The following is a 22,524-nucleotide window of genomic DNA, read 5'->3' as shown; positions in this document are numbered from 1 at the left end:
GCGACCAGAGAGGGCGGAGCGGCGATGGCTACGGCGAACACGGCGGCCGAGGAGGACTTCCTCCGGTTGTCCGACCCCTACCGGCGCGAGCTGCTCGCGCACTGTTACCGCATGCTCGGCTCCGTCCACGACGCCGAGGACCTGGTGCAGGAGACGTACCTGCGCGCCTGGCGCTCGTACGACAACTTCGAGGGCCGCTCCTCCCTGCGCACCTGGCTCCACACCATCGCCACCCGCGCCTGCCTCACCGCCCTGGAGCGGCGGCAGCGCCGCCCCCTGCCCACCGGCCTCGGCGGCCCCGGCGACGATCCGGCCGGGCAGCTCACCGAGCGGCCCGAGGTGCCCTGGCTGGAGCCGGTGCCGGACGCGCTGGTCGAGTCGGCGGAGACCGATCCGGCGGCGGTCGTCGGGTCGAGGGAGTCCGTGCGGCTCGCGTTCGTCGCCGCGCTGCAGCACCTGCCGCCGCGGCAGCGCGCGGTGCTGCTGCTGCGCGACGTGCTGCGCTGGAAGGCGGCGGAGGTCGCCGAGCTTCTGGGTACGTCGACGGCGTCCGTCAACAGCGCGTTGCAGCGCGCCCGGGCGCAGTTGGAGAAGGTCGCGCCGAGCGAGGAGTCCGTCACCGAGCCGGCGGACGCCGCCCAGCGCGAGCTGCTGGACCGGTACGTCGAGGCGTTCGTCACCAAGGACGTCCAGGAGATCGTGCGCCTGTTCACCGAGGACGTGATCTGGGAGATGCCGCCGTTCCCCGAGTGGTTCCGCGGGCCGGAGCGGGTGGCGACGCTCGCCACCGTGAAGTGCCCGTACGCGCCCGGGGAGGCGCGGCTGCTTCCGGTGGGCCTCAACGGGCAGCCGGGCTTCGCGCTCTACACCCGCGGCCCGGACGGCGCCTATCGCCCCTTCGCGCTGCACGTGCTGACCGTCGCGCCCGGCGGGCGCGCCATCTCGCACGTCGGCTGCTTCTTCGACACCTCCCTGTTCGCCTCCGCGGGCCTCCCGGAGATCCTGACCGACGCGGAGCTGACCGACGCGGACCTGCCCGGCGGGGGGAACCGATGAGGCCCGACGGGAGCGCGCCCACGGCGCTGCTCGGCGGCGTGGCCCTGCTGGAGCGGTCGGTGACGTACGCCCTGGGCGTCCTGCACCGGGTCGGCCCCGGCGACCTGCGCCGGCCCACGCCGTGCGCGCAGTGGGACCTCGGGCAGCTCCTCGCGCACGTCGGCGACTCCCTCGCCGCGCTCAACGAGGCCGCCGACACCGGCCACATCGCCCTCAAGCCGCAGGCCGCGTACAGCCTCGCCGACCCGGTCACGGCGGTACGGGACCGGGCCAGGCGGCTGCTCGGCGCGTGGGCGGCGGTGCGGCGGCGGGAGCTGGTGACGGTGGGCAGCCTGCCGCTGGCGGCGGCGGTCGTGACGTGCACGGGCGCGCTGGAGCTGGCGGTGCACGGCTGGGACCTGGCCCGCGCCAGCGGGCAGCCGGAGCAGGTGCCGGCGGCGCTGGCGGAGGAACTTCTGGAGCTGGCGCCGCTGTTCGTGGTGGCGGAGGACCGGCCGGCGCGGTTCGCGACGGTGCAGTGGGTGCGGGAGGGGGCGGAGCCGGGGGAGCGGCTGGTGGCGTACCTGGGGCGCAGGCCGGACTGGGCGGGCTGAGGGGGCGTACGGGCGCGGGGCGGCTCGTGTCGTACGCGACCGGGCGGTGCGCCGCTCCGGGCCGGCCTGTGACGGGGCCGGTCCGGGCGGGCGCCCCGCGGCCGGTGGTCGCGGGCGGGCCGGGTGTTCCGCGCGCGGGCGTCCCGCGCGCCGGCGTTCAGTCCGGGGTGCCCTCCGCGTACCGCGTCGGCGGCGCGCCCACCGTCGCGGTGAAGTCCCGCGTCAGGTGGGCCTGGTCCGCGTAGCCCAGGTCCGCCGCCAGCGCCGCGAGGTCCGGCGGCGTGCCCGCGTCCGCCCGCGCCGCCGCCTCCTGGAGGCGGGCCCGCCGCAGCACCCACTTCGGGCTCGCCCCGACGTACTCCGCGAACAGCCGCTGCAGCCGCCGTACGGACATCCCCGCCGCCGCGGCGACCTCGGTCACCCGCAGCAGCCCCGGCTCCGCCGCGATCCGCGCCACCACGGCCGCCGCCTCCTCGGCGGCCGGCTCCGGCGCCGCCGGCAGCAGCGGCCGGAGGAAGTCCTCCGCGAGGGCGCACATCTCCGCCACCGCGCCCGCCCGCAGCACCGCGCGGCTCACCTCCGCCACCCCGGGCCCGAACAGCTCCGCCGCCGGCACCCGCCGGTCCGCCAGCTCCGCGACAGGCCCCCGCGCCAGCGGCCGGAAGCCGCCCGGCCGGAACCGCACCCCGAGCACCTGCCCCGCGCCGGTCAGCCGGCGCACGAACAGGTCGCGCTGCACCCCGTACACCAGCGGCTCGGGCTCCTCGAAGACCAGGTGCAGGTTCGGGTGGGTGAGGACCTTCGTGTCGTACGTGTCCGCGTCCGGCAGGTGCCAGCGCACGTGCCAGTAACCGTCGACGAACGGCGCCACCGCCGGGCCGGGCGCGCGGCGGTCGAGCGCGGCGAGCCGGGCGTGCTCGCCGGGGTGCAGCACACCGCGCACGTCGTCGAATCCGGAGCCGGGCATACGCGCAGCGTAGCTGTCGCGTTTGTTCAAGACCGGCCGCGGTGGCCGCCCTACCTTCGCCGGTATGAGCAGCGAGAACAGCCACCACGCCACCGAGAACGCAGCCGGAAACGCAGCCGGAAGCGCAGATGTGTACGCGCTGATGAAGGAGTGCGCCGCCGAGGCGGCGCGTGTCGCCCGCGGCGTACGGCCGGAGCAGTTGGCCGGCCCCACGCCCTGCGCGGAGTGGGACGTCCGCGCGCTCGTCAACCACTGGGTCGCCTTCACCTCCCACGGCCTGGAGCACCGCGCCCACCGCACCCGGCTCCCCGACGAGCTGCCGCAGCGCGACTTCGCCGCGGAACCGGGCTGGGCGGAGGCGTACGCCGCGCAGCTCGACCGCGCCGTCGCCGCCTGGGCGGCGCCCGCGGCCTGGGAGGGCGACGTGGACCTGGGCTTCCTGGCGATGCCGGCGCCGGAGGTGGCGGCGGTGATCGTCAAGGAGATGGCGGTGCACGGCTGGGACGTGGCGCGCGCGACCGGGCAGGAGTTCCGTGCGTCCGCGGGGGTGGCGGCGCTGGTGCTGCGGGTCGCGGAGGACCACGGCGAGATGTACCGGCAGTACGACGGCTTCGCCGACCCCGTGCCCGTACCGCGGGACGCCCCGGCCTTCGACCGCGCCCTGGCCGCGACGGGCCGCGACCCGCGGCACCCGGTCGCCTGACCCCGGACCTACGCCAGCTCGAAGCCGGTCGTCGACGGGATGTGCGCCGGCACCGCCTCGTGGCGGTCGCCGACGTTCACCGTGCCGGCCGGCTCGAACATCATGATCGCCGTCCCGGGCGCGGCCACCGGCCGGTGCTCGACGCCGCGCGGCACGGTGAACACCGCGCCCTTCGGCAGCGTGACCGTCCGCTCGCCGCCGCCCGCCTCCCGCAGGCCGATGCGCAGCTCGCCCTCCACGACGAGGAAGAACTCGTCGGTGTGCTCGTGTACGTGCCACACGTGCTCGCCCTCAGCGTGGGCGAGCTTGACGTCGTAGTCGTTGACCCGCGCGACGACGTGCGGGCTCCACGGCTCCCCGATGCGCTCCAGCGCGTCGCGGAGGGCGGTGGGCTCGGCGGGGTGGGTGCTCACGGTCGGCTCCTCGCTTCCGTCACCGCGGGGGTGCGGTGATCTCCAGGACGCCATCCTGCGCGTGACAGGAGGTCGCGGGGAGTGCTACGAATCGCACATGCCGCAAGAATCCTCGCAGGAGCGCCGGGCGCCCGGGCCGCCCCGGCCGCACCGCGTCGCCATGCTCGTGGACGCCGGCTCCAACCCCTTCGAGATGGGCATCGCCACCGAGCTGTTCGGGCTGCGCCGGCCCGAGCTGGACGTGGCGTGGTACGACTTCACGCTCTGCGCCCCCGCCCCCGGCGTGCGCATGCACGACGGCTTCTTCACCCTCTCCGGCGTCCCCGGCCTCGCCGCCGCCGACACCGCGGACACCGTGATCGTCCCCAACCGCCCCGACGACACCCCGCCCACCGCCCCCGTCGTCGCCGCCATCCGCCGCGCCGCCGACCGGGGCGCCCGGCTCGTGAGCTTCTGCACCGGCGCGTACGCCCTGGCCGCCGCCGGCGTGCTCGACGGCCGCCCGGCGGCGATCCACTGGCGCTGGGCCGACCGCTTCGCCGCCCGCCACCCGGCCGTACGGGTCCGGCGCGACGTGCTCTTCGTGGACGACGGCGACGTGCTCACCGCCGCCGGCAGCGCCGCCGCCCTGGACCTGGGGCTGCACCTGATCCGCCGCGACCACGGCGCCGAGGTGGCCAACCACGTCAGCCGGCGCCTCGTCTTCGCCGCCCACCGCGACGGCGGCCAGCGGCAGTTCATCGAGCGCCCGGTGCCGGCGGTGCCGGACGCCTCGCTCGCCCCGGTGCTCGCCTGGGCGGCGGAGCGCCTCGACCGGCCGCTGACCGTCGCCGACCTGGCCGGGCAGGCCGCCGTCAGCCCCGCCACGCTGCACCGGCGCTTCGTCCGCGAGCTGGGCACGACGCCGCTGGCGTGGCTCACCGGGGAGCGGGTGGCGCTGGCGTGCCGGCTGATCGAGCGCGGGGAGACCCGGCTGGAGGTGGTGGCGCGGACGAGCGGTCTGGGCACGGCGGCGAACCTGCGGACGCAGGTGCGGCGGCGTACCGGGCTGAGCCCGTCGGCGTACCGGGCCCGCTTCGGCCCGGCGGCGGGCTCCGTACCTGCCGGTCCCGGCGCGGGTCCCGTACGCGCCCGGCCCGAACCGGAAAAGGAGTCGGAGCCCGCACCCGGCCGCTGCTAGCCTCCTGCCCATGAAGCGCGCTGTGCAGACGACGACGCCGGACACCGTCCCGGCGCGCTGACCCACGACCCAGCAGAAAGCCCCGGGGCGACCGCCCCGGGGCTTCGGCGTGCACGACCCCGCGGGCGGCCCCCGACCCACCCCGCGAGGAGCCCACCGTGAAGGACCACCGCCGCCTCGGCCGCGAACTCGACCTCTTCGGCACCGACCCGCTCATCGGCGCCGGCCTGCCCTACTGGCTGCCCGCCGGCGCCGCCGTCCGGCAGGCGCTGGAGGAGTACGTCGCCGACGCCGAACGCCGCGCCGGCTACCAGCGCGTCTACTCACCCGTGCTCGGCAAGCGCGAGCTGTACGAGCTGTCCGGCCACTGGGAGCACTACCGCGACGACATGTTCCCTCCGATGCGCCTCGGCAGCCAGGACGGCGGCCCGGGCGGCGAGGAAGTCGTGCTCCGCCCCAGCCTCTGCCCCCACCACGCCCTCATCTACCGCTCCTGCGAGCGCAGCTACCGCGAACTCCCGCTGCGCATGGCCGAGCTGGGCGGCATGTACCGCGCCGAGCCGTCCGGCGTCCTCGGCGGCCTCACCCGCGTACGCGCCATCCAGCTCAACGACGCGCACCTCTTCTGCACCCTGGAGCAGGTCGCCGACGAGGCGCTGGCGGCGCTGCGGATGATCCGCGAGGCGTACGCCGCGATGGGCCTGGAGGCCGCCCGCTACCGGCTCTCGCTGCCGGGCACCGGCGGCAAGTACGTGCGCGACCCCGAGCTGTGGCGGCGGGCCGGGGCGCTGCTGGAGAAGGCGCTCGCGGCGGCGGGGATCGCGTACGAGGCCGAGGAGGGCGAAGCGGCGTTCTACGGGCCGAAGATCGACGTGCAGGTGCGCGACGCGGCGGGCCGCGAGGCGACCCTGTCCACCGTGCAGGTCGACTTCCACCAGCCGGCGCGCTTCGGCCTCGCGTACGTGGGCGCGGACGGCGGGCGGCACCGCCCGGTGATGGTGCACCGGTCGGTCGTCGGCAGTGCGGAGCGGGCGGTGGCGCAGCTCGTGGAGGTGCACCAGGGGGCGTTCCCGCCGTGGTTGGCGCCGGTGCAGGCGGTGGTGCTGCCGGTGGGTGAGGCGGAGGCGGCGCCGGCGCAGGCGCTGCTGCGGCGGTGCGTCGAGGCGGGGCTGCGGGCGGAGTCGGCGGGGCCGGAGGGGGGCACCCTGGGCGCGCGGGTACGGGCCGCGCGGCTGGCCCCGTACCAGGTGGTGATCGGCTCGCGGGAGGCGGCCGTGGGGGCGGCGGCGGTGCGGCTGCGCGACGGGCGGCGGCCGGCGCCGCTGCCGGTGGCGGAGGCGGTGGCGCGGATGGCGGCGGCGGTGGCGGCGCGGCGCCCGGAGCTGTGGCCGGAGCCGGCGCCGTCGCATTCCCCGGCCCGGGCTGCGGATCAGGGGATCGGCTGATCAGAGACCGTCGAGGTCGTGCCAGTGCTCCTGCCAGCGCCAGTCGATGGGCTGGTCGGCGCGCTGGTAGCGGATGTCGGTCGACAGCCGGTACGTGGTGGCCGTGTTGTCCAGCGACGCGTGCACCATGTGCGCCGAGTGGACGACCATGTCGCCCGCCGCGTAGTCCGCCAGGAGCCACCGCGCGTCGTACTCCTCCGCCAGCGCCGGCAGGTCGGCCGTGAGCGAGGCGGCCGGGCGCTTCAGCGTGCCCGCCGCCTCCTCCGCGAGCACCCGCACGTGGCTGCCCTCCAGGTAAACGAGACCGCCCAGTTCCACGGGGCAGTCGCCGAGCGGGATCCACGAGCTGAGCACCCGGTCCGTACCCTCGCGGAGGTAGACGAGGTCGTAGTGGGCCTGCGTGGCAGTGCCGACCCCGGCCTCGCCGGGCCGGGTGTGGCGCAGGATCTTCCGCCGGTGCAGGAACGTGTCGCCGCCGAGGAACCAGGCGTACCAGTCCCGCACCGCGGGCTGCGCGCAGAACGCCGCGTACTCCGCTCCCGGCACCACCCGCCCGAACAGCGCCGCGCGCTGTTCGCCGCGCGGCAGTTCGGGGTCGACGTGCGCGAAGTAGAAGCGGCGGAAGTCCCGTACGCCGCGGGGGTCGAGCGCCCCGCGCAGCCACAGGTACCCCTCCCGCCGCAGCCGCTCCCACAACGCCCGCCGGTCGCCCCGCTCGGAGTCCGGCACGGCGTGCAGTTCGCCGAGGCGGCGGGGGGACTCGTCGAGCACGTAGCCGTTGGAGGTGACCATGACCTCAGAATGACCGCGGGGGCCGTTCCGCGACCAGGGCCGCGCGGATACTTCCGGCCGCGGCACCGGGGCGCGAAGGCCCCGGGGGCGGCTCGCCGTCAGCTCTCCTTCGCGTACTCCGACGCCATCTGGCCGGCGAAGTCGTAGACGATGACCTGCTCGTCCCCGACGACCCAGGCGTCATGTCCCGGAGGGCAGACGAAGGCGTCGCCGGCCTGCACCTCGGACTCCTGGCCGCCGTCCATGCGGATGCGCATGCGTCCCTGAGCGACGTATCCGTTGTGGTGCACCATGCAGCTTTCGGTACCCGCCAGGGGTTTCACCGATTCCGACCAACGCCAGCCCGGCTCGAAAGTGGCGACCGCGAAATCCAGGCCGGTCATGTGCAGCGCTTCGATATGACCGCGGGGGAAGTCGCGCCGCTCGTCCGGCTTCTCGATGGTCTTGACTTCCAGCATCGCGATACCTCCCTTCTGTCGCTATTCCAGTCTGCGCTTCGCGCACCCGGCACGGCAAACAGAAGGGGGTTTCGCGGGCGGTGCTATACCCCCGAGTAGGAGTGCAGGCCGTCGACGAACATGTTGACGCCGTAGTAATTGAAGAGGAAGCACAGGAACGCGAAGATCGCCAGATACGCGGCCTTGCGGCCCTTCCACCCGGCCGTGGCGCGGGCGTGCAGGTAGGCGGCGTACGCGACCCAGGTGATGAACGACCAGACCTCCTTGGGGTCCCAGCCCCAGTAGCGGCCCCAGGCGCTCTCGGCCCAGATCGCGCCCGCCACGATGGTGAAGGTCCAGAAGGGGAAGACCGCCGCGTTCACCCGGTACGCGAACTTGTCCAGCGACCCCGCCGCCGGCAGCCGGCTGAGCACCGAGCGCGCGAACGAGCCGGGCTGCGCGCCCTTCGGGTTAGCGAGCTTCGCCTCGTAGCGGTCGCGGAAGAGGTAGAGGACCGTCGAGACCATGCCGAGGTAGAACAGCGCCCCGCAGGCGATGGCGAGCGAGACGTGGATCCACAGCCAGTACGAGTCCAGCGCGGGCACCAACTGGTCGCTGTCGGTGTAGAGCACGGACACGGCCAGGCCGAGGTCGAGCAGGACCGTGGTGACCAGGGGCAGGCCCATCCAGCGGACGTTCTTGCCGGCCGCCAGGAAGGCGAGGTAGGAGGCCACCGCGACCACGGAGAAGGTCGTGGAGAACTCGTACATGTTGCCCCACGGCGCCCGCTGCACCGACAGGGCGCGCGTCAGCACCCCGGCGGCGTGCAGCGCGAAGGCCAGCACCGTGAGGGAGATGGCGACGCGGCCGTAGAGGTCGCCCTGCTCGTCGCCGCCCGCGGCGCCGGGACCGTCGGGTACGTCCCGCTCGCCGGACGTGGCGCGCGTGACGACCTTCGGGCGCTCCAGCACGGCGGTGCCGCCGCCGCGCTTCTTGACCGTCACGGAGACGGCGGGCGCGTCGGCGGCCGCCTGCTTCGGCGTGAGCGCCGCGGCGGTCGTGCCCACGCGGCTCCGGCCGCCGAAGACCCACTCCCCGACGTGCGCGAAGAAGGCGAGGGCGTAGACGGCCATCGACGAGTAGACGAGGACGTTGCTGATGTCCGCCAGGTTCTGGTTGGTCGCGGCAGCGATGTTCACGCGCGCGCTCCTTCGTCGGGCTTGGCTTCGGGCCCTTCGGGCTCGTCGGGATCTTCTGACTGGGACGTACCGGCCCCGGTCCCGCGGGAGGCGGACGCGGCGGGCTCGGACTCGTCGGACTCGGGCTCCTGCGACGTGCCTTCGGACTCTACGGACGTCGGGCCGGCCGCCGCGGACCCACCCCCGGTTGCGCCGGATTTGTCCCCGGGGGCCCGGGACTGCCTCGGGACCGCCACCGCGCCGGCAGACTCGTCAACCGACTCGTCAGCCGCCGCGTCCTGCGCGTCGGCCACCGCCGGCGCCCCGTCCGTCTGCAGCGCCACCGCCAGGTCCGCCAGCTCCTCCGGCAGCCGCGCGCTCTCGCTGCGCCCGAGCCCCGCCAGCTCCACGACCGTACGGCCGTCCGCGCCCGTCGCCGTACGCAGCCACACGCGCCGGCGCTGGATGAACAGCGACCCGGCGAGGCCGACGACCGCGAGGAGGGACCCGGCCAGCGCCCAGTAGTTGCCGGGCTGCTGGGAGATCTGGAAGCTGGCCCACCGGTCCAGCCGCTCGAACTCCAGCGACCCCGCGCCGTTCGGCAGCGTGAACGTGTCACCGGGCCGCAGCGCCTTCTTCAGCGGCTCGCCCTTCTTGTCCTTGAACTGCGTCAGCCGCTCCGTGTCGAGCTGGTACACGTTCTGCGGCACGCCGGCGTCCATGCCGAGGTCGCCGCGGTAGGCGTTGAGGAACAGCGCGGGGTACTCGGGCCCCGGGAACTGCGAGACCATGCCCTCCTTGCTGTAGCCGCCGAAGGTCGGGGTGAAGAAGCCCTGGAAGGCGATCTGCGTCTTCTTGCCGTTCTCGTCCCGGTAGTCCGGGACCTTGATCGCGCCGGTCGAGGTGTGGTTGCCGTCCTGCGGCAGGAACGCGACCGGGCCGCTGAACGCCACGTCGCCCTGGCCGTCGCGGACCGTGACGACGGGCGCGTAGCCGTGGCCGATGAGGAAGATCTTGGTGTCGTCGATCTGCAGCGGGTGGTTGACCTCGATACGTTCCTTGTGCTGCTCGCCGGCCGCGCCCTCCCACCAGGTGACGTCGGCGTAGAACTCGCGCGCTGTGCCGCGCTGGGGCCCGTCCTTCTCGAACGTCGCCGTGAAGTCGTCCAGCGTGAAGCCGAACGAGTCGAGGTCGGCGCCGAACGTGGAGTCCTGGAAGTCGTCGTACTGGGTGAGGGTGTTGGCGAAGCCGTCGCCCTTGACGATCAGCTTGCCGCCCTCGACGCGGAAGAGGTTCCCGGCGGCGAAGGCGACGAGGAGGACGAAGAGCGCGATGTGGAAGAGCAGGTTGCCGGCCTCGCGCAGATAGCCCTTCTCGGCGGCGATCGCGCCGCCGTCGCCGGCCGGCGCCACGGCGTAGCGGAACCGGCGCCGCCGGAAGATCCGCTCCGCGGCCTCGCGCACCTCCGCCGCCTCGGCCTCGGTCTCCCACGTCGTGTACGCGGGCAGCCGCGTCAGGTTGCGCGGGGCGCGCGGCGGGCGGGCGCGGAGCTGGCCGACGAACTGCCACGAGCGCGGGATGATGCAGCCGGCGAGCGAGACGAACAGCAGGATGTAGATCGCCGAGAACCACACCGAGCTGTAGACGTCGAAGAGCTGCAGCTTGTCGTAGATCGGCGCGAGCGTCTCGTGCTCCTCGCGGAACCGGTTGACGGCGATCTCGTCGACCGTCGTCTGCGGGATGAGCGAGCCGGGAATCGAGCCGAGCGACAGCAGGAACAGCAGTATCAGCGCCACGCGCATCGACGTGAGCTGCCGCCAGAACCAGCGCGCCCACGCCACCAGCTCGCGCCCGAACGAGCCGCCCTGCGGCAGCGGACTCTGCGGCGAGTCGTCGACGGGCGCCGTGGACAACTGGGACGCGGCGGCAGTCAGCTCGCGTTCGTCCGTCGTGCTCATGGTCAGATCCCCACAGTGAAGGTCGACGACCAGACCTGCATCTCGTTGATGATGCGATCCCAGGCGCCGGTGAGTAGCAGGATGCCGGTCACGACGAGCATGCCGCCGCCGACTCGCATGACCCACACATAGTGCTTCTTCACCCAGGCGAACGCTCCGAGCGCCCGCCGGAAGGCGATGGCGGCGACGATGAACGGCAGCCCCAGGCCCAGGCAGTACGCCACCGTCAGCAGCGCGCCGCGGCCGGCGCTGGCCTCGTTCGTGGACAGCGCGAGCACCGACATCAGCGTCGGCCCGATGCACGGCGTCCAGCCGATGCCGAAGACCATGCCGAGCATCGGCGCCCCGGCGAGACCCACCGCGGGCCGCTTGTGGATGCGGAACTCCCGCTGCGTGAGGCCGCCGAGGGTGCCGCCCAGTATCCCCATGAACGTCAGCCCGAGCAGTATGGTCAGCGCCCCGACGACCTTGGAGATCGTCTCCCGGTGCTCCAGCAGGTTGTTGCCGACCCCGCCGAAGAACGCCCCCGTCGAGACGAAGACCGCGGTGAAGCCGAGGACGAAGAGCCCGGCGCCGGCGGCCATCCGGCCGCGGCGGGCGTTCTCCAGGTCGGTGCCGCTGACCCCGGTGACGTAGCTGAGATAGCCGGGCACGAGCGGCAGCACGCACGGGGAGAAGAAGGACACCAGGCCGCCGAGCAGCGCGACCGGCAGGGCCAGCAGCAGGGCCCCGGTCAGCACGGTCTGGTTCGGCTCCATGGGCGTCAGGTCACTTCTCCTCGATGACCGGTTCGAGCGCCTCGCGCAGCTCCTTCTCGGAGAGCGGCTTGAGGGCCCGTACGGCGATCTTCCCCTGCCGGTCGAGGATGAGCGTGGAGGGGATGGCCTGCGGCGACAGGCTGTTCTTCGGGAACTTCAGGATCAGCTTGCCGGACGGGTCGTACAGGCTCGGGTACTCGATGCCGAAGGAGCGGTCGAACGCCTCGGCGTTGGCCACGTCGAGGTCGCGGGTGTTGATGCCCACGAACCGCACGCCGCGGTCCGCGGTGTCCTCGGAGACCTTGCGCAGGTTCGGCGCCTCGGCGCGGCAGGGGGCGCACCAGGAGCCCCACACGTTGAGGACGACGATCTTGCCGCGGTAGTCGGAGAGCGCCAGCTCCCCGCCGTCGGTGGTCTCGCCGGAGATGTCCGGGGCGGCGAGGCGCTCGCTCGCCTTGACCGTGGTGAGCTGCCCGGTGCCGCTGACGAACTGCGTGTTGCCGCCGGAGGACGTCGCGTCGTCGCCGCACGCGGTCAGCACCAGCGCGCCGGCTGCGGCCGCGGCGGCGGCCGCGAGGGTCCGGCGGTGGAGCCTCCTCGCAGAAATCATGTGAAAAGTTTCGCATGGGCCGGAGAGGGATCTTCTCCACCCCCCTCTAGCGCGGGGCGGCGGGGAAGAGGGGCTGCTCATGGGTCCGCGTACGGGGCGGGAAACCGGAAGCCGGGGGACGGTGAGCCCTGGAGCCGGACCCATGCGGTACGCGCCCCGCGCTCCCCGCCCTCTGCGTCCCTCGCTCCACGCCCTACGCCCTACGCCCGCGGGGCGTTGGCCGCCGCACCGCGGATGGCGCCTCGGCCGAACCTGCGCTGCGCCCCCGCGAGGAGGTGCGGCGGCACGAGGTCGCGGGCGGGCTCGCTGTAGCCGACGGAGACGATGTCGTCGCCGTCGAACGTGAACGTCGTCAGCGACGCCAGCGTGCACTGCCGCGACCGCGGGTCGTGCCACAGCCGCCGCCCCTCGGCGAAGCTGCGCAGCACCCAGATCGGCAACTGGTGGCTGACGCAGACCGCCTCGTGGCCTCGGGCGGCCTCGCGCGCGGACTGCAGCGCGCCCATCATCCGGACGACCTGCTCGATGTACGGCTCGCCCCAGGAGGGGCGGAGGGGGTTGGTGAAGTACTTCCAGTTCGCCGGCCTGCGCAGCGCGCCGTCCCCCACGCCGAACGCCTTGCCCTCGAAGACGTTGGCCGCCTCGATGAGCCGGTCGTCGGTGGCGGCCGTCAGGCCGTGCGACTTCGCGACGGGCGCGGCGGTCTCCTGCGCGCGCTCCAGCGGGGAGGCGACGACGTACCGGACGTCGCGGTGGGCGAGGTGCTCGGCCACGCGCTCGGCCATCCGGCGGCCCAGGTCCGAGAGGTGGTAGCCGGGGTTGCGGCCGTAGAGGACGCCGTCGGGGTTGTGGACCTCACCGTGCCGTACCACGTGCACGACGGTGAGATTCCCTTCATCTTTACCGCGCATGTCAGCCATTTTGGAACGTCCTACCCGCCACCCCGGGAACCGCCCCCCGCTTCGGCCGCGGCGCGGGCCGCGACCGGCAGCGCGCGGGCGATCCGCTCCACCGCGCCCTCGTCCAGGGCCGTGGAGACGAACCAGCACTCGAAGGCGGACGGCGGCAGGTACACGCCCTCGGCGAGCATCGCGTGGAAGAAGGCCGTGAACTGCTCCGTCCGCTGCGCCTTCGCGCCCTCGTAGTCGGTCACGGGGGAGTCGGGGTCGGTGAAGAAGACGGAGAACATGTTGCTCGCCGCCTGCACCCGGTGCGCCACACCCTCCTTGCTCAGCGCCTCCGTGACGAGCTGCCGGAGCTGCCGCGAGACGGCGTCCAGGGCCGCGTACGCCGCGTCGTCCAGCAGCCGGAGCTGCGCGAGCCCGGCGGCGGTGGCGACGGGGTTCCCGGAGAGCGTGCCCGCCTGGTACACGGGCCCGGCGGGCGCGAGCCGCGCCATGACGTCCGCCCGGCCGCCGAACGCGGCGGCGGGGAAGCCGCCGCCCATGACCTTGCCGAAGGTCATCAGGTCCGGCGTCACGCCGTCGACGCCGTACCAGCCGGCCTTGGAGGTACGGAAGCCGGTCATCACCTCGTCGGACACGTACAGCGCGCCGTGCTCGGCGCACAGGTCCTTCAGGCCCTGGTTGAAGCCGGGCAGCGGCGGCACCGCACCCATGTTCCCGGGCGACGCCTCGGTGATCACGCAGGCGATGTCGCCGGGGTGCTCCTCGAACGCCGCGCGGACGGCTGCCAAATCGTTATAAGGCAGCACGAGCGTCTCGCCGGCCTGCGCGCCGGTGACCCCCGGTGTGTCCGGCAGCCCGAGGGTGGCCACCCCGGAGCCGGCCGCGGCGAGCAGCGCGTCGACGTGCCCGTGGTAACAGCCGGCGAACTTCACGACCTTCGCCCGCCCGGTGAACCCGCGCGCCAGCCGGATCGCCGACATCGTCGCCTCGGTGCCCGACGAGACGAGTCGTACCTGCTCAGCGGGGGTGACCCGGGAGACGATCTCCTCCGCGAGCGCCACCTCACCCGCGCCCGGAGTGCCGAAAGACGTCCCCCGCGCGACGGCCTCCTGCACCGCGGCGGTCACCTCGGGATGCGCGTGGCCGAGGATCATCGGTCCCCACGAGCAGACGAGGTCGACGTACTCCCGGCCGTCGGCATCGGTCAGGTACGGACCCTTCCCCGACACCATGAACCGGGGCGTACCGCCCACGGCGCGGAACGCGCGCACCGGAGAGTTCACGCCGCCCGGCGTCACGGCGGCCGCACGGTCGAAGAGCTTCTGCGAGACTGGAGCCTGGTACGGATAGGTCACGCAAACCATGGTCTCAGAGTCGCAAGACGACCCGCGCCGGGGTGTTTCGCGGGCGCGTTGCTGGGGATGTAGCTGAGACGATGATCGGGTTGCGCGGCGGGGGCAGTGCACATCTGAGAGCAGTCGGGTGGAGATATGCATCGCGGTGGCGAACTGGGCGAGGGGACCGATGACCGAGGGCCCCGGCGTGCCAGGTCCGGACGCCATCGCCGGGTGAACCACGGCGGCGAGGGCGTGAACAAGAACGACGGCCGGTCTGGCGGCGTGACGTACAAGTACTTCGGCGCGCCCGACGGCGCGACGGCGGCCCGCGTGCCCATCTCGATGCGCCCGGAGGAGCTGGGCGGGGACGAACTCGGCCAGGGCGGGCTCTTCGCCAAGGTCAAGCCCGAGACGATGTCCGCGATGGTCCTCACCGGCATCGAGGGCATACCGCTCCACAAGGTCCCGCCCCTGGAACTCGTCGTCCTCCACCCCGACTACGCGGTGGTCCGCCTCCCCATGACGGTCGTCGACCCCCTCCGCGGCATCGGCGAGGAAGAGGTCGGCGCCGCCGCCTTCATCTGGTCCACGGTTCCCGACCGCGGCGGCCCCCGCGACGCCTTCGACGTCTACCGGATGCTCCACGAATGGCAGGAGTTCGCCGACAGACTGCACGAGGCGGGCCACCAGCCGTACTGCCTGGTCTGGCCCTGACCTGCGTTTTAGTGGGTTACGGTCTCGGTTGCGGGAGGGGCCTCAGGGGTCTCACGAAGGCGGTGATCAGGCCGCCAGGGCACTTCGGGGGACATGCAGGAGGCCGTGCATGCGTCGCGGGCGCGGCGGCCAGCCGCCCGGGGCGGGGGTCAGGCGGTGTGCGGGGTGTGCTCCCAGTGCGTCAGCCAGTCGTGCGCGAGGCGGGCCATGTTCTTCTTCCACTCCTGCGGGTCGTGGCGGGCGATCTCGTCCCACATGCGTGCGCACGCCGTGGAGAAGGCGGTCACGGCCGTGGTCGGTGCTGTCGCCCAGGACGGGAACCAGCGGTGGGCGAAGGCATCGGCGTCGGCTGCGGTGTGGCCGGCCTCCATCAGGCGCAGGATCAGTACAGCCGGGTCGATCCAGGCGGCCCCGCGGGTCGGCCAGGCCCAGTCGATGAGGTGCGCCCGCTTGTCTACGAGGACGTTGTGCGGGGCGAGGTCGGTGTGCAGGAGCGTGCCGCCGGTGAACAGCTCGGCAGTCCCGGCGTCGGCGTAGGAGTCCCACCGCTGATCCGCGCGCTTGAGTGGCAGGAGATCGCCGTCCGGGCACGCGGTGCGCTGCAATTCGGTGACGGCGGCGGCGACCGCCGGAAGATCCGGGGAGCCGGGGGTAGTCGGCGTGCCTGCCGTGCAGTCGTTCGTAACCGAGCAGGTCCCAGCCCGGCGGCTTGAACGCGCCAGAGCAGCCGCGGACAGGACGGCGGCAGGTACGGCGCGACTTGCGGCCTCGCGGTGCTGGGTGGGGATCTGCGGATGGCTGGTCGGTACACCCTTGACGAACACCTCGTCGCTGGCGGTGGTGAGCGCCGTGGCGATGCCGGAGTTCACCCCGCCCCCGGTGGTGCGGGCTTCGAGCACCGGCCCGGTGCGGTACTGCACCGCGCTCCGGGCGGCGGACGGCAGATCGTCCCAGAGGACGCGGGGCATGGGCATGGGGACCTCAAGGACTACAGGCGAACCGCCCCGACCAACCCGGGCCGGGGCGGATGCGCGGAGAGCAGCCACGCGCCTGGTCGTCGTCGGCCAGCCCTTGCCCGGCAACCGCAACGACTGCCGCGCCTGGAGCGAGTCCGGCGCCAGGACCGCCGTTGGCACCACGACCACCATCGCCGATGGCGGCTACCGAGGAACAGGGCTGGTCATCCCACATCGCCGCCACACGAAGGACGAGGATCTGCCCGCCTGGAAGCAGGCGCACAACAAGTCCCACAAGCAGGTCCGGGCCCATGTCGAGCACGTCTTCGCTCGCATGAAGACGTGGAAGATCCTTCGCGACTGCCGACTGAGAGGCGACGGCGTCCATCACGCGATGCTCGGCATCGCCCACCTGCACAACCTCGCACTCACCGGGTGACGACGACCGTATTCATCTCCGATAGTCCGGCGGCGTGTGGCGGGGCCATGGCCTGCCCGTGCGGTCGACTGCAGCGGCTCGCAGCAAATCCAGCAGATGGCAGCCCGGGTAGGTGCCGAACACGGGGAACCTCCACCGGTAATAGCAGGACCAGTAGCTCACCACCCGGCGCTCGGTCCTCGCGAAGAACCACGGATTCTGCGCGATGAAGTCTCCGTACGCCAGCCGCTGGGCAGGCCGCTTGGAGAGCAGGTCGGAAAGGCCGTGCTGGATGCACTCCAAGATCTCCAAGACGTACTCGCCGGCCAACTGCACCACGAACGGCACCGCCCACGGCTCGTCGGAACTGGCGATGCGTTCGAGGTGACGCTGGCGGACCCGTCCGTCGCTGTGCCGTGAGTACAGGCAGTGAAGGATCGCCTGCTGCACTCCCGTCAGCGCGCGCACCACGTCGACGGGCGGCTCATCCTGATAGATCCGGTACGGAATGGCGACGGCTTGGTCGCCCACATACACCGAGAACGGTGACACGGGGGCGATCCGGGCGGCCGGCATGACCGCCGAGACCGCGCGAACGTCATTGGCAAGCTGGTGTGGGAACGCCGCAACCAGGTCATCGACAATCGCTACGGCTCCAGGCTGCTGCATGGCGGAAGCATAGGCGGGTCTGCTCACACCGCCCCAGCATCCACCGACAGCAGGTTGTCCGCCTCGTTTGCACTCAACCGATCATTGCGGGACAGCCCTTAGCCGGCGAATGTGAGAGCGCTGCGCCGCTTCCTGGCAGGGCGCTACGGTGGCACGCAGGACCACCGGTTCGGGTCGGGGAGGGATGGCAGGTTGATTGAGGGGGCGCTGATGGCGTTGGCTGCCGCGGGTGGTGCGGCCGTGGCGCAGGCAGCGGGCACGGATGCCTGGATCAGTTTCCGTACCAGGGTGGCTGGCTGGTTCGGACGAGGCGATGCCGAGCGGGAGCAGGCGGCCATGCGGCGCTTGGACGCCACGGCCGCCGAACTGGCTGCGGCCGCCGAACGTGGAGACGGCCAGCCTCTGCTCGTGCATGAGGCGATGTGGCGGGGCAGGTTCCAGGACTTGCTGGAAAGCCTTCAGGAGAATGAGCGGGACGAGGCCGGCCGCGTACTGCGAGCGTTGCTGGATGAGCATGCGCCGCCCGATGGTGGGGCGTCGGCCGGGGATGGTGGCCTGGCCGCCGGGCGGGACACGCATATCACCGCCGAGGGCGGCTCTATCGCCACTGGCGTCCTGCACGGAAACGCGAGCATCAGCCACCCTTCGATGCCGACTCCGCCCCAGGGCTGAGCGGAGACCCGGCGCACACAAGCCCACCCCGCGGTCGGCCACCTGACCCGGCCGCTCCTCCACGATGGGTCAGCGCCGTCGCGTCGGGCGGCAGTATCGCTGTTGGCGGAGATGTCCACGGCGACGTTACGCTGAAGGTGCCTCGTTCACCGGCGACCTGGCCGCACCAGGTCGGGACGATTCCACCGCAGGCCGGGGCCTTCCAGCACCGCGAGAATGCCGAGCAACTGCGGGAGGCGGTCGCCGAGGACGGCACTGCGGTGCTGTCCCAGGTGTTGTCCGGGATGGGCGGTGTCGGTAAGATCCAGCTGGCGGCCGACTACGCCCGCACCGCCTGGCAACTCGGACCCGAGCCCGGTGGGGTGGATGTGCTGATCTGGATCAGCGCCGGCAGCCGCGACACGATCGTGGCCGGCTACGCCCAAGCCGGCGAGGAACTGTGCGGCGCCGACACCGGCAACGCCGAGCAGGCCACGCGAACCTTCCTGGCCTGGCTCCAGCCCAAACCCGGCATCAGGCCGTGCCGCTGGCTGGTCGTCCTGGACGACGTCACCAATCCCGCCCATGTGCGGGGCCTATGGCCACCCGCCTCCCCGACCGGGCGAACCCTGGTCACCACCCGCCGCCGGGATGCCGCCCTGACGGGCCGGGGCCGCGTGGTGACCGTCGGTCTGTTCACCGAAGCCGAAGCGGTCGCCTACCTCACCGACGCCCTGAACACCTACGGCCGCAGCGAACCCGACGACCAACTCGTCAGTCTCGCCCGCGACCTGGGGTACCTTCCGCTGGCACTGTCCCAGGCCGCGGCCTACCTCACCGACACACTCCTACCCTGCGCCGCCTACCGCGACCTGCTGGCGGACCAGAAGAGGAAACTTGCCGACCTCATCCCCGAAGACGACGCTCTGCCCGACGACCAAACCTCCACCGTCGCCGCAACCTGGGCCCTATCCATCGAACACGCCAACAAGATCCCTCCGGCGGGACTGGCGCGCACCATGCTCCACCTGGCAGCCCTGCTCGACCCCAACGGCATCCCCGCCACGGTCCTCACCTCCCAGCCCGCCCTTGCACACCTCACCGAGCACCGCACCCCCTATAGGGGTGACACCCAGGCATCGGCCCAGGTCTCGGCCGAAGACGCCGTGCTTGCGCTGCGGGCCCTCCACCGGCTCAGCCTTATCGACCACAGCCCAACCACCCCCCACCAAGCCGTTCGCGTTCACCAACTCATCCAACGGGCGACCTGGGACAGCCTCGATCGCGAACAGTCTGCATGTCTCGCCCACACCGTCGCCAAAGCCCTGATCACCGTCTGGCCCGCCGTCGAAAGAGACAGGCGCCTGGCACAGGCGCTCCGCGCCAACGCTGGCGTCTTCATCAGCCGGAGCCAAGATGACCTGTGGAGGTATCGCGACGGTCTCGACATCCTCTACCGCACGGGTGTCAGCCTCGGTGAATCCGGTCAGGCCGCCGCTGCCCGCGATTACTTCAGCTCTTTGGCACAGGAGGCTGCATGCCAGTTGGGGCCACACCGCATCGGCTGCCTAACTGCCCGGGACCATGCCGCGCAATGGCTCGGGGAGGCAGGCGATGCCGCGGGCGCCGCAAGGGCGTACGAAGAGCTGCTGTCCGACTGGCTGCGACACTTCCACCCGGACCATCCCGGTGTTCTCGTCTGCCGGCACAACCTTGCCCGGTGGCGCGGGCATGCCGGTGACGCGGCCGGAGCCGTACGGGCCTACGAAGAACTGCTGCCCCTCCACCTTCGAGTACTGGGGCCGAATGACCCGAACACCCTCACCACCAGAGGTTCTCTGGCGTACTGGCGGGGAAAGGCAGGTGACGCGGCGGGCACGGCCTCCGCATTCGAGGAACTACTGGCCCTCCGGCAAGCTGCACAGGGACCCGACCACCAGGACACGCTCAACGCCCGGAACAGTATGGCGTCCTGGAAAGGCGAGGCAGGAGACCCGGATGGAGCCGTCAGAGCCCTCGCCGAACTGGTGAAAGACGACGAACGACTGCTCGGCTCCCATCACCCTTACACCCTCGCCGCCCGGAACAACCTCGCGTTCTGGCGAGGAAGAGCAGGCGACGCGGCGGGTGCAGCGTCGGAGTTCGAGCGGCTGCTTGAACAGGTAACCGAGGTGATGGGCGCAGACCACCGCCAGACGTTGACCGCACGGAGCAACGTCGCTCGGTGGCGCGGCGAGGCAGGAGACCCGGCAGGCGCCGCAATCGCATTCGTGGAACTCCTTGCCGACTGCGAGCGCGTGCTGGGCCTCGACCATCCCGACACCCTCCGGACCCGGAACTACCTCACACAATGGCAGAACCGAACGTAGGGCCGTAGCGAGAGCGGAATCGGCGGGATGCCCGGCATAAGCCCTGCGATGGCCTGACTGTCGTGCACGTTGGCGGTGGAGATGCCGATCGAGATGGGCAGGCCGGAGCAGCCGAAGATGACGTGCCGGTGAAGGGCCGTTGCACCGTCTACCCGGAGGCGCCGCAGGACGGCGGCAGTTGTCGCCAGGTACAGCCGGTTGTCGCCACAAAGACGATCTCAGCCAGCAGCGCACGGTCCCGGAACAACTCCCACAACTGGTCCGGCACCAGCTGCGGAGCCGGAACGGACGGCGCTGATCAATCAGATCGCGTCCGTTCTGCACTGCGCGCCCCAACCACCTGATCGGCCGCCTGTACGACGCGGTTTGGGGCGGCAACTAATTGTGGTCTCGGCCGCCGCGACCGCACGGGGGGCTGTGCCGCTACGACCTGGCCCCGGTGTTCACCGGCACCCCGTGCTCCTCGGCCGAGCTGTGGAGCGACATGCGTTGCGTCTACCGGCTCCGGGACACCGCGGCATACACGGCAGCACACCAGGACATGCCCGATCTTCTGCGCGAGGTCCGGTGCAGTGGTTCGCCCCGGCTCGGTCCCGTTGGTCGAAAATGCCGGTGATCAGCCCCAACTGCTGAAGCTGGATATCGCTGGTCACCGGCGATATCGGTGCATCGTCGCAGGTCAGCGATCCGCTGTGATCATTGGCTCCACGAATGGCAGGAGTTCGCCGACAGACTGCACGAGGCCGGCCACTAGCCGTACTGCCTCGTCTGGCCCTGACGGTCGAAGAGGTCTCGCCGATGCGGTGAATCAGACCCGCCGGGGCTTGGTGCCCGCGAGCGAAGTCGATGGCGTCGGCTTCACCGAGCTGGAGCGGCACGGGTTACGGACGTCGTGCTGCCGCCCGGCCTCCTCCACCAGCGTGGTGCCCTGGCGGTGCTGTGGCGCTACGCCGCCGCCCTGCGCGGCGCTGTCTTCTCCGGGAAGCCGGTGCGGAAGGAGGCGCGCTGGGTCAGGGCGGGGTTGCCGCGCCGGCCGCGGCGTCCTCCCGAGCCCTTGCGTTTCACGGGCGTCACGGCGGCTGCCGCGGGGGTGACGGGGACACCGGCGGGTGTGCGGGCACCGGTGATGCGGGCGAGTTCCGTGCTGCCGGGCTGAATGCGGGTGGTGTGTGCGGTGATGCCGGCGGCGGTGGTCAGCCGGTTCATCTCGCGGCGCTGGTCGGGCAGGACGAGGGTCACGACGGTGCCGGACTCGCCTGCGCGGGCGGTGCGGCCGCTGCGGTGGAGGTAGTCCTTGTGGTCGGCCGGCGGGTCGACGTTGACGACCAGGTCGAGGTCGTCGATGTGGATTCCGCGGGCGGCGACGTTGGTGGCGACCAGCGCGGTGACGTCGCCGGACTTGAACTGCTCAAGGGTGCGGTTGCGCTGGGACTGGGACTTGCCGCCGTGTAGCGCCGCGGCCTTTATCCCGTTGGCCCGCAGGTGCCGGGTCAGCCGGTCGACGGCGCGCTTGGTGTGCAGGAACAGCAGCACGCGGCCGTCGCGGGCGGCGATGTGGGTGGCGGCCGTGCGCTTGTCGCCGTCCGTGACGTGCAGCACGTGGTGCTCCATCGTCGCCACGGTCGCGGCGGGCGGGTCGACCGAGTGGACGACGGGGTCGGTGAGGAAGCCCCGTACCAGCCGGTCGACGTTGCGGTCCAGCGTGGCCGAGAACAGCATCCGCTGGCCGTCCGCCCGCACCTGCCGTAGCAGGGCGGTGACCTGGGGCAGGAAGCCCATATCGGCCATCTGGTCCGCTTCGTCCAGCACCGTGATACGTACCTGGTCCAGGTGGCAGTGCCCGCGGTCGGTCAGATCCCGCAGCCGCCCCGGGGTGGCCACGAGCACCTCGGCGCCGTCGCGCAGCGCGGCGGCCTGCCGCGCCAGGGACATGCCGCCGACCACCGTGGCGAGCCGCAGATGCGCCGCCCGGGCGTAGGGGGTGAGAGCCTCGGTGACCTGCTGGGCCAGTTCGCGGGTGGGCACCAGGACGAGCGCGAGCGGGCGGCGGGGGGTGGCACGCCGGCCGGTGGTACGGGCAAGCAGGGCCAGACCGAAGGCCAGGGTCTTGCCCGAGCCGGTGCGGCCGCGGCCGAGGACGTCCCGGCCGGCGAGGGAGTCGGGAAGGGTGGCCGCTTGGATGGGGAACGGAACCCTCACCCCCTGATGACGCAGCGTCGTCAGCAGTACGGGCGGCATGTCCAGGTCGGCGAACGACGCGACCGGGGGCAGCGGGGGAGTGGTGTTCGCGGGCAGCGCGAACTCACCCTGCGCGGCGGCGGGTTTCCGGCGGCCGGATCGGCGGGCAGTCTGACCACGCGAACGGCGACGGGCCGGATTGTCGGGGGCACGGGGCGCACTGCGGTTCATGGA

Annotated in this window: 21 protein-coding genes and 2 pseudogenes; 9 read left to right on the top strand and 14 right to left on the bottom strand. The window is 72.4% G+C overall.

The genetic code is table 11. The annotated features are described in order from the left end of the window. Positions 1-24: 24 nt before the first annotated feature. Entirely contained in the window at positions 25-1,056 is a 1,032-nt protein-coding gene (locus tag O7599_RS16055) for a sigma-70 family RNA polymerase sigma factor (protein WP_281622835.1), read from the top strand. Further along, positions 1,053-1,649, top strand: a complete 597-nt coding sequence (locus tag O7599_RS16050) for a TIGR03086 family metal-binding protein (protein ID WP_281622834.1) — start codon at positions 1,053-1,055, stop codon at positions 1,647-1,649. The genes O7599_RS16055 and O7599_RS16050 overlap by 4 nt, the downstream gene beginning before the upstream one ends. 157 nt (positions 1,650-1,806) lie before the next feature. Here the strand turns inward: O7599_RS16050 and O7599_RS16045 are convergent, their stop codons facing one another. Further along, on the bottom strand, positions 1,807-2,616 hold the full coding sequence (locus O7599_RS16045; protein WP_281622833.1) for a helix-turn-helix domain-containing protein: 810 nt from the start codon (positions 2,614-2,616) through the stop codon (positions 1,807-1,809). A gap of 142 nt (positions 2,617-2,758) precedes the next feature. Here O7599_RS16045 and O7599_RS16040 point away from each other — a divergent pair, with 142 nt between their 5' ends. Then, positions 2,759-3,319: a TIGR03086 family metal-binding protein gene (locus O7599_RS16040; protein ID WP_281623402.1), complete on the top strand. Its 561-nt coding sequence runs from the start codon at positions 2,759-2,761 to the stop codon at positions 3,317-3,319. A gap of 8 nt (positions 3,320-3,327) precedes the next feature. Here the strand turns inward: O7599_RS16040 and O7599_RS16035 are convergent, their stop codons facing one another. Continuing rightward, complete coding sequence (locus O7599_RS16035) at positions 3,328-3,732, bottom strand: cupin domain-containing protein (protein WP_281622832.1); 405 nt, start codon at positions 3,730-3,732, stop codon at positions 3,328-3,330. Positions 3,733-3,829: 97 nt separating this feature from the next. On the opposite strand from O7599_RS16035, the gene O7599_RS16030 reads away from it, so the two are divergent. Beyond that, positions 3,830-4,912, top strand: a complete 1,083-nt coding sequence (locus O7599_RS16030; protein ID WP_281622831.1) for a helix-turn-helix domain-containing protein — start codon at positions 3,830-3,832, stop codon at positions 4,910-4,912. 158 nt (positions 4,913-5,070) lie between these two features. Next, the gene (gene thrS, locus O7599_RS16025) at positions 5,071-6,357 is read left to right on the top strand and encodes a threonine--tRNA ligase (RefSeq protein ID WP_281622830.1); all 1,287 of its coding nucleotides are present in this window, start codon (positions 5,071-5,073) and stop codon (positions 6,355-6,357) included. On the opposite strand, the gene O7599_RS16020 is transcribed toward thrS, so the two are convergent. The 8 genes from O7599_RS16020 to hemL form a co-directional block, all read right to left on the bottom strand. Next, complete coding sequence (locus tag O7599_RS16020; RefSeq protein WP_281622829.1) at positions 6,358-7,149, bottom strand: phytanoyl-CoA dioxygenase family protein; 792 nt, start codon at positions 7,147-7,149, stop codon at positions 6,358-6,360. A gap of 98 nt (positions 7,150-7,247) precedes the next feature. Then, a complete protein-coding gene (locus O7599_RS16015) occupies positions 7,248-7,607 on the bottom strand; it encodes a cupin domain-containing protein (RefSeq protein WP_281622828.1) in 360 nt (119 codons plus the stop codon). An 83-nt stretch (positions 7,608-7,690) separates the two neighbouring features. Further along, on the bottom strand, positions 7,691-8,785 hold the full coding sequence (ccsB, locus tag O7599_RS16010) for a c-type cytochrome biogenesis protein CcsB (RefSeq protein ID WP_281622827.1): 1,095 nt from the start codon (positions 8,783-8,785) through the stop codon (positions 7,691-7,693). Continuing rightward, positions 8,782-10,722 carry a cytochrome c biogenesis protein ResB gene (locus O7599_RS16005; RefSeq protein ID WP_281622826.1) on the bottom strand — a complete coding sequence of 647 codons (1,941 nt, stop codon included), beginning with the start codon at positions 10,720-10,722 and terminating at the stop codon, positions 8,782-8,784. The genes ccsB and O7599_RS16005 overlap by 4 nt, the downstream gene beginning before the upstream one ends. A gap of 2 nt (positions 10,723-10,724) precedes the next feature. Continuing rightward, complete coding sequence (locus O7599_RS16000) at positions 10,725-11,480, bottom strand: cytochrome c biogenesis protein CcdA (protein WP_281622825.1); 756 nt, start codon at positions 11,478-11,480, stop codon at positions 10,725-10,727. Positions 11,481-11,490: 10 nt separating this feature from the next. Further along, positions 11,491-12,090: a TlpA disulfide reductase family protein gene (locus O7599_RS15995; RefSeq protein WP_281622824.1), complete on the bottom strand. Its 600-nt coding sequence runs from the start codon at positions 12,088-12,090 to the stop codon at positions 11,491-11,493. 200 nt (positions 12,091-12,290) lie between these two features. Further along, the gene (locus O7599_RS15990) at positions 12,291-13,001 is read right to left on the bottom strand and encodes a histidine phosphatase family protein (protein ID WP_281622823.1); all 711 of its coding nucleotides are present in this window, start codon (positions 12,999-13,001) and stop codon (positions 12,291-12,293) included. Between the two features lie 20 nt (positions 13,002-13,021). Further along, a complete protein-coding gene (gene hemL, locus O7599_RS15985) occupies positions 13,022-14,362 on the bottom strand; it encodes a glutamate-1-semialdehyde 2,1-aminomutase (protein ID WP_281622822.1) in 1,341 nt (446 codons plus the stop codon). Positions 14,363-14,488: 126 nt separating this feature from the next. Here hemL and O7599_RS15980 point away from each other — a divergent pair, with 126 nt between their 5' ends. Then, complete coding sequence (locus O7599_RS15980; protein WP_173534870.1) at positions 14,489-15,049, top strand: hypothetical protein; 561 nt, start codon at positions 14,489-14,491, stop codon at positions 15,047-15,049. Between the two features lie 149 nt (positions 15,050-15,198). Here O7599_RS15980 and O7599_RS15975 read toward each other — a convergent pair whose 3' ends face one another. Beyond that, positions 15,199-16,023 carry a phosphotransferase gene (locus O7599_RS15975; protein ID WP_281622821.1) on the bottom strand — a complete coding sequence of 275 codons (825 nt, stop codon included), beginning with the start codon at positions 16,021-16,023 and terminating at the stop codon, positions 15,199-15,201. A 64-nt stretch (positions 16,024-16,087) separates the two neighbouring features. Between O7599_RS15975 and O7599_RS15970 the strand changes: the two are divergent. Then, positions 16,088-16,444, top strand: a pseudogene (locus tag O7599_RS15970) (transposase family protein); the annotation flags it as partial. A 12-nt stretch (positions 16,445-16,456) separates the two neighbouring features. Here O7599_RS15970 and O7599_RS15965 read toward each other — a convergent pair. Beyond that, positions 16,457-17,092 (bottom strand): hypothetical protein, encoded by a 636-nt coding sequence (locus tag O7599_RS15965; RefSeq protein WP_281622820.1) that lies wholly within the window; start codon positions 17,090-17,092, stop codon positions 16,457-16,459. Between the two features lie 111 nt (positions 17,093-17,203). Between O7599_RS15965 and O7599_RS15960 the strand changes: the two genes are divergently transcribed. Both O7599_RS15960 and O7599_RS15955 read left to right on the top strand, forming a co-directional pair. After that, positions 17,204-17,764, top strand: coding sequence for a hypothetical protein (locus tag O7599_RS15960; RefSeq protein WP_281622819.1), 561 nt, complete (start codon positions 17,204-17,206; stop codon positions 17,762-17,764). A 137-nt stretch (positions 17,765-17,901) separates the two neighbouring features. Next, positions 17,902-20,112, top strand: a complete 2,211-nt coding sequence (locus tag O7599_RS15955) for a tetratricopeptide repeat protein (protein WP_281622818.1) — start codon at positions 17,902-17,904, stop codon at positions 20,110-20,112. A 17-nt stretch (positions 20,113-20,129) separates the two neighbouring features. Here O7599_RS15955 and O7599_RS15950 read toward each other — a convergent pair. Next, positions 20,130-20,350 (bottom strand): annotated as a pseudogene (locus O7599_RS15950) (hypothetical protein); the annotation flags it as partial. A gap of 707 nt (positions 20,351-21,057) precedes the next feature. Beyond that, positions 21,058-22,521 (bottom strand): DEAD/DEAH box helicase, encoded by a 1,464-nt coding sequence (locus O7599_RS15945; protein WP_281622817.1) that lies wholly within the window; start codon positions 22,519-22,521, stop codon positions 21,058-21,060. Positions 22,522-22,524: the final 3 nt, after the last annotated feature.

The organism is Streptomyces sp. WMMC500 (assembly GCF_027497195.1).
Classification (GTDB): Bacteria; Actinomycetota; Actinomycetes; order Streptomycetales; family Streptomycetaceae; genus Streptomyces.
This window is presented reverse-complemented; position numbering and strand designations above follow the sequence as displayed.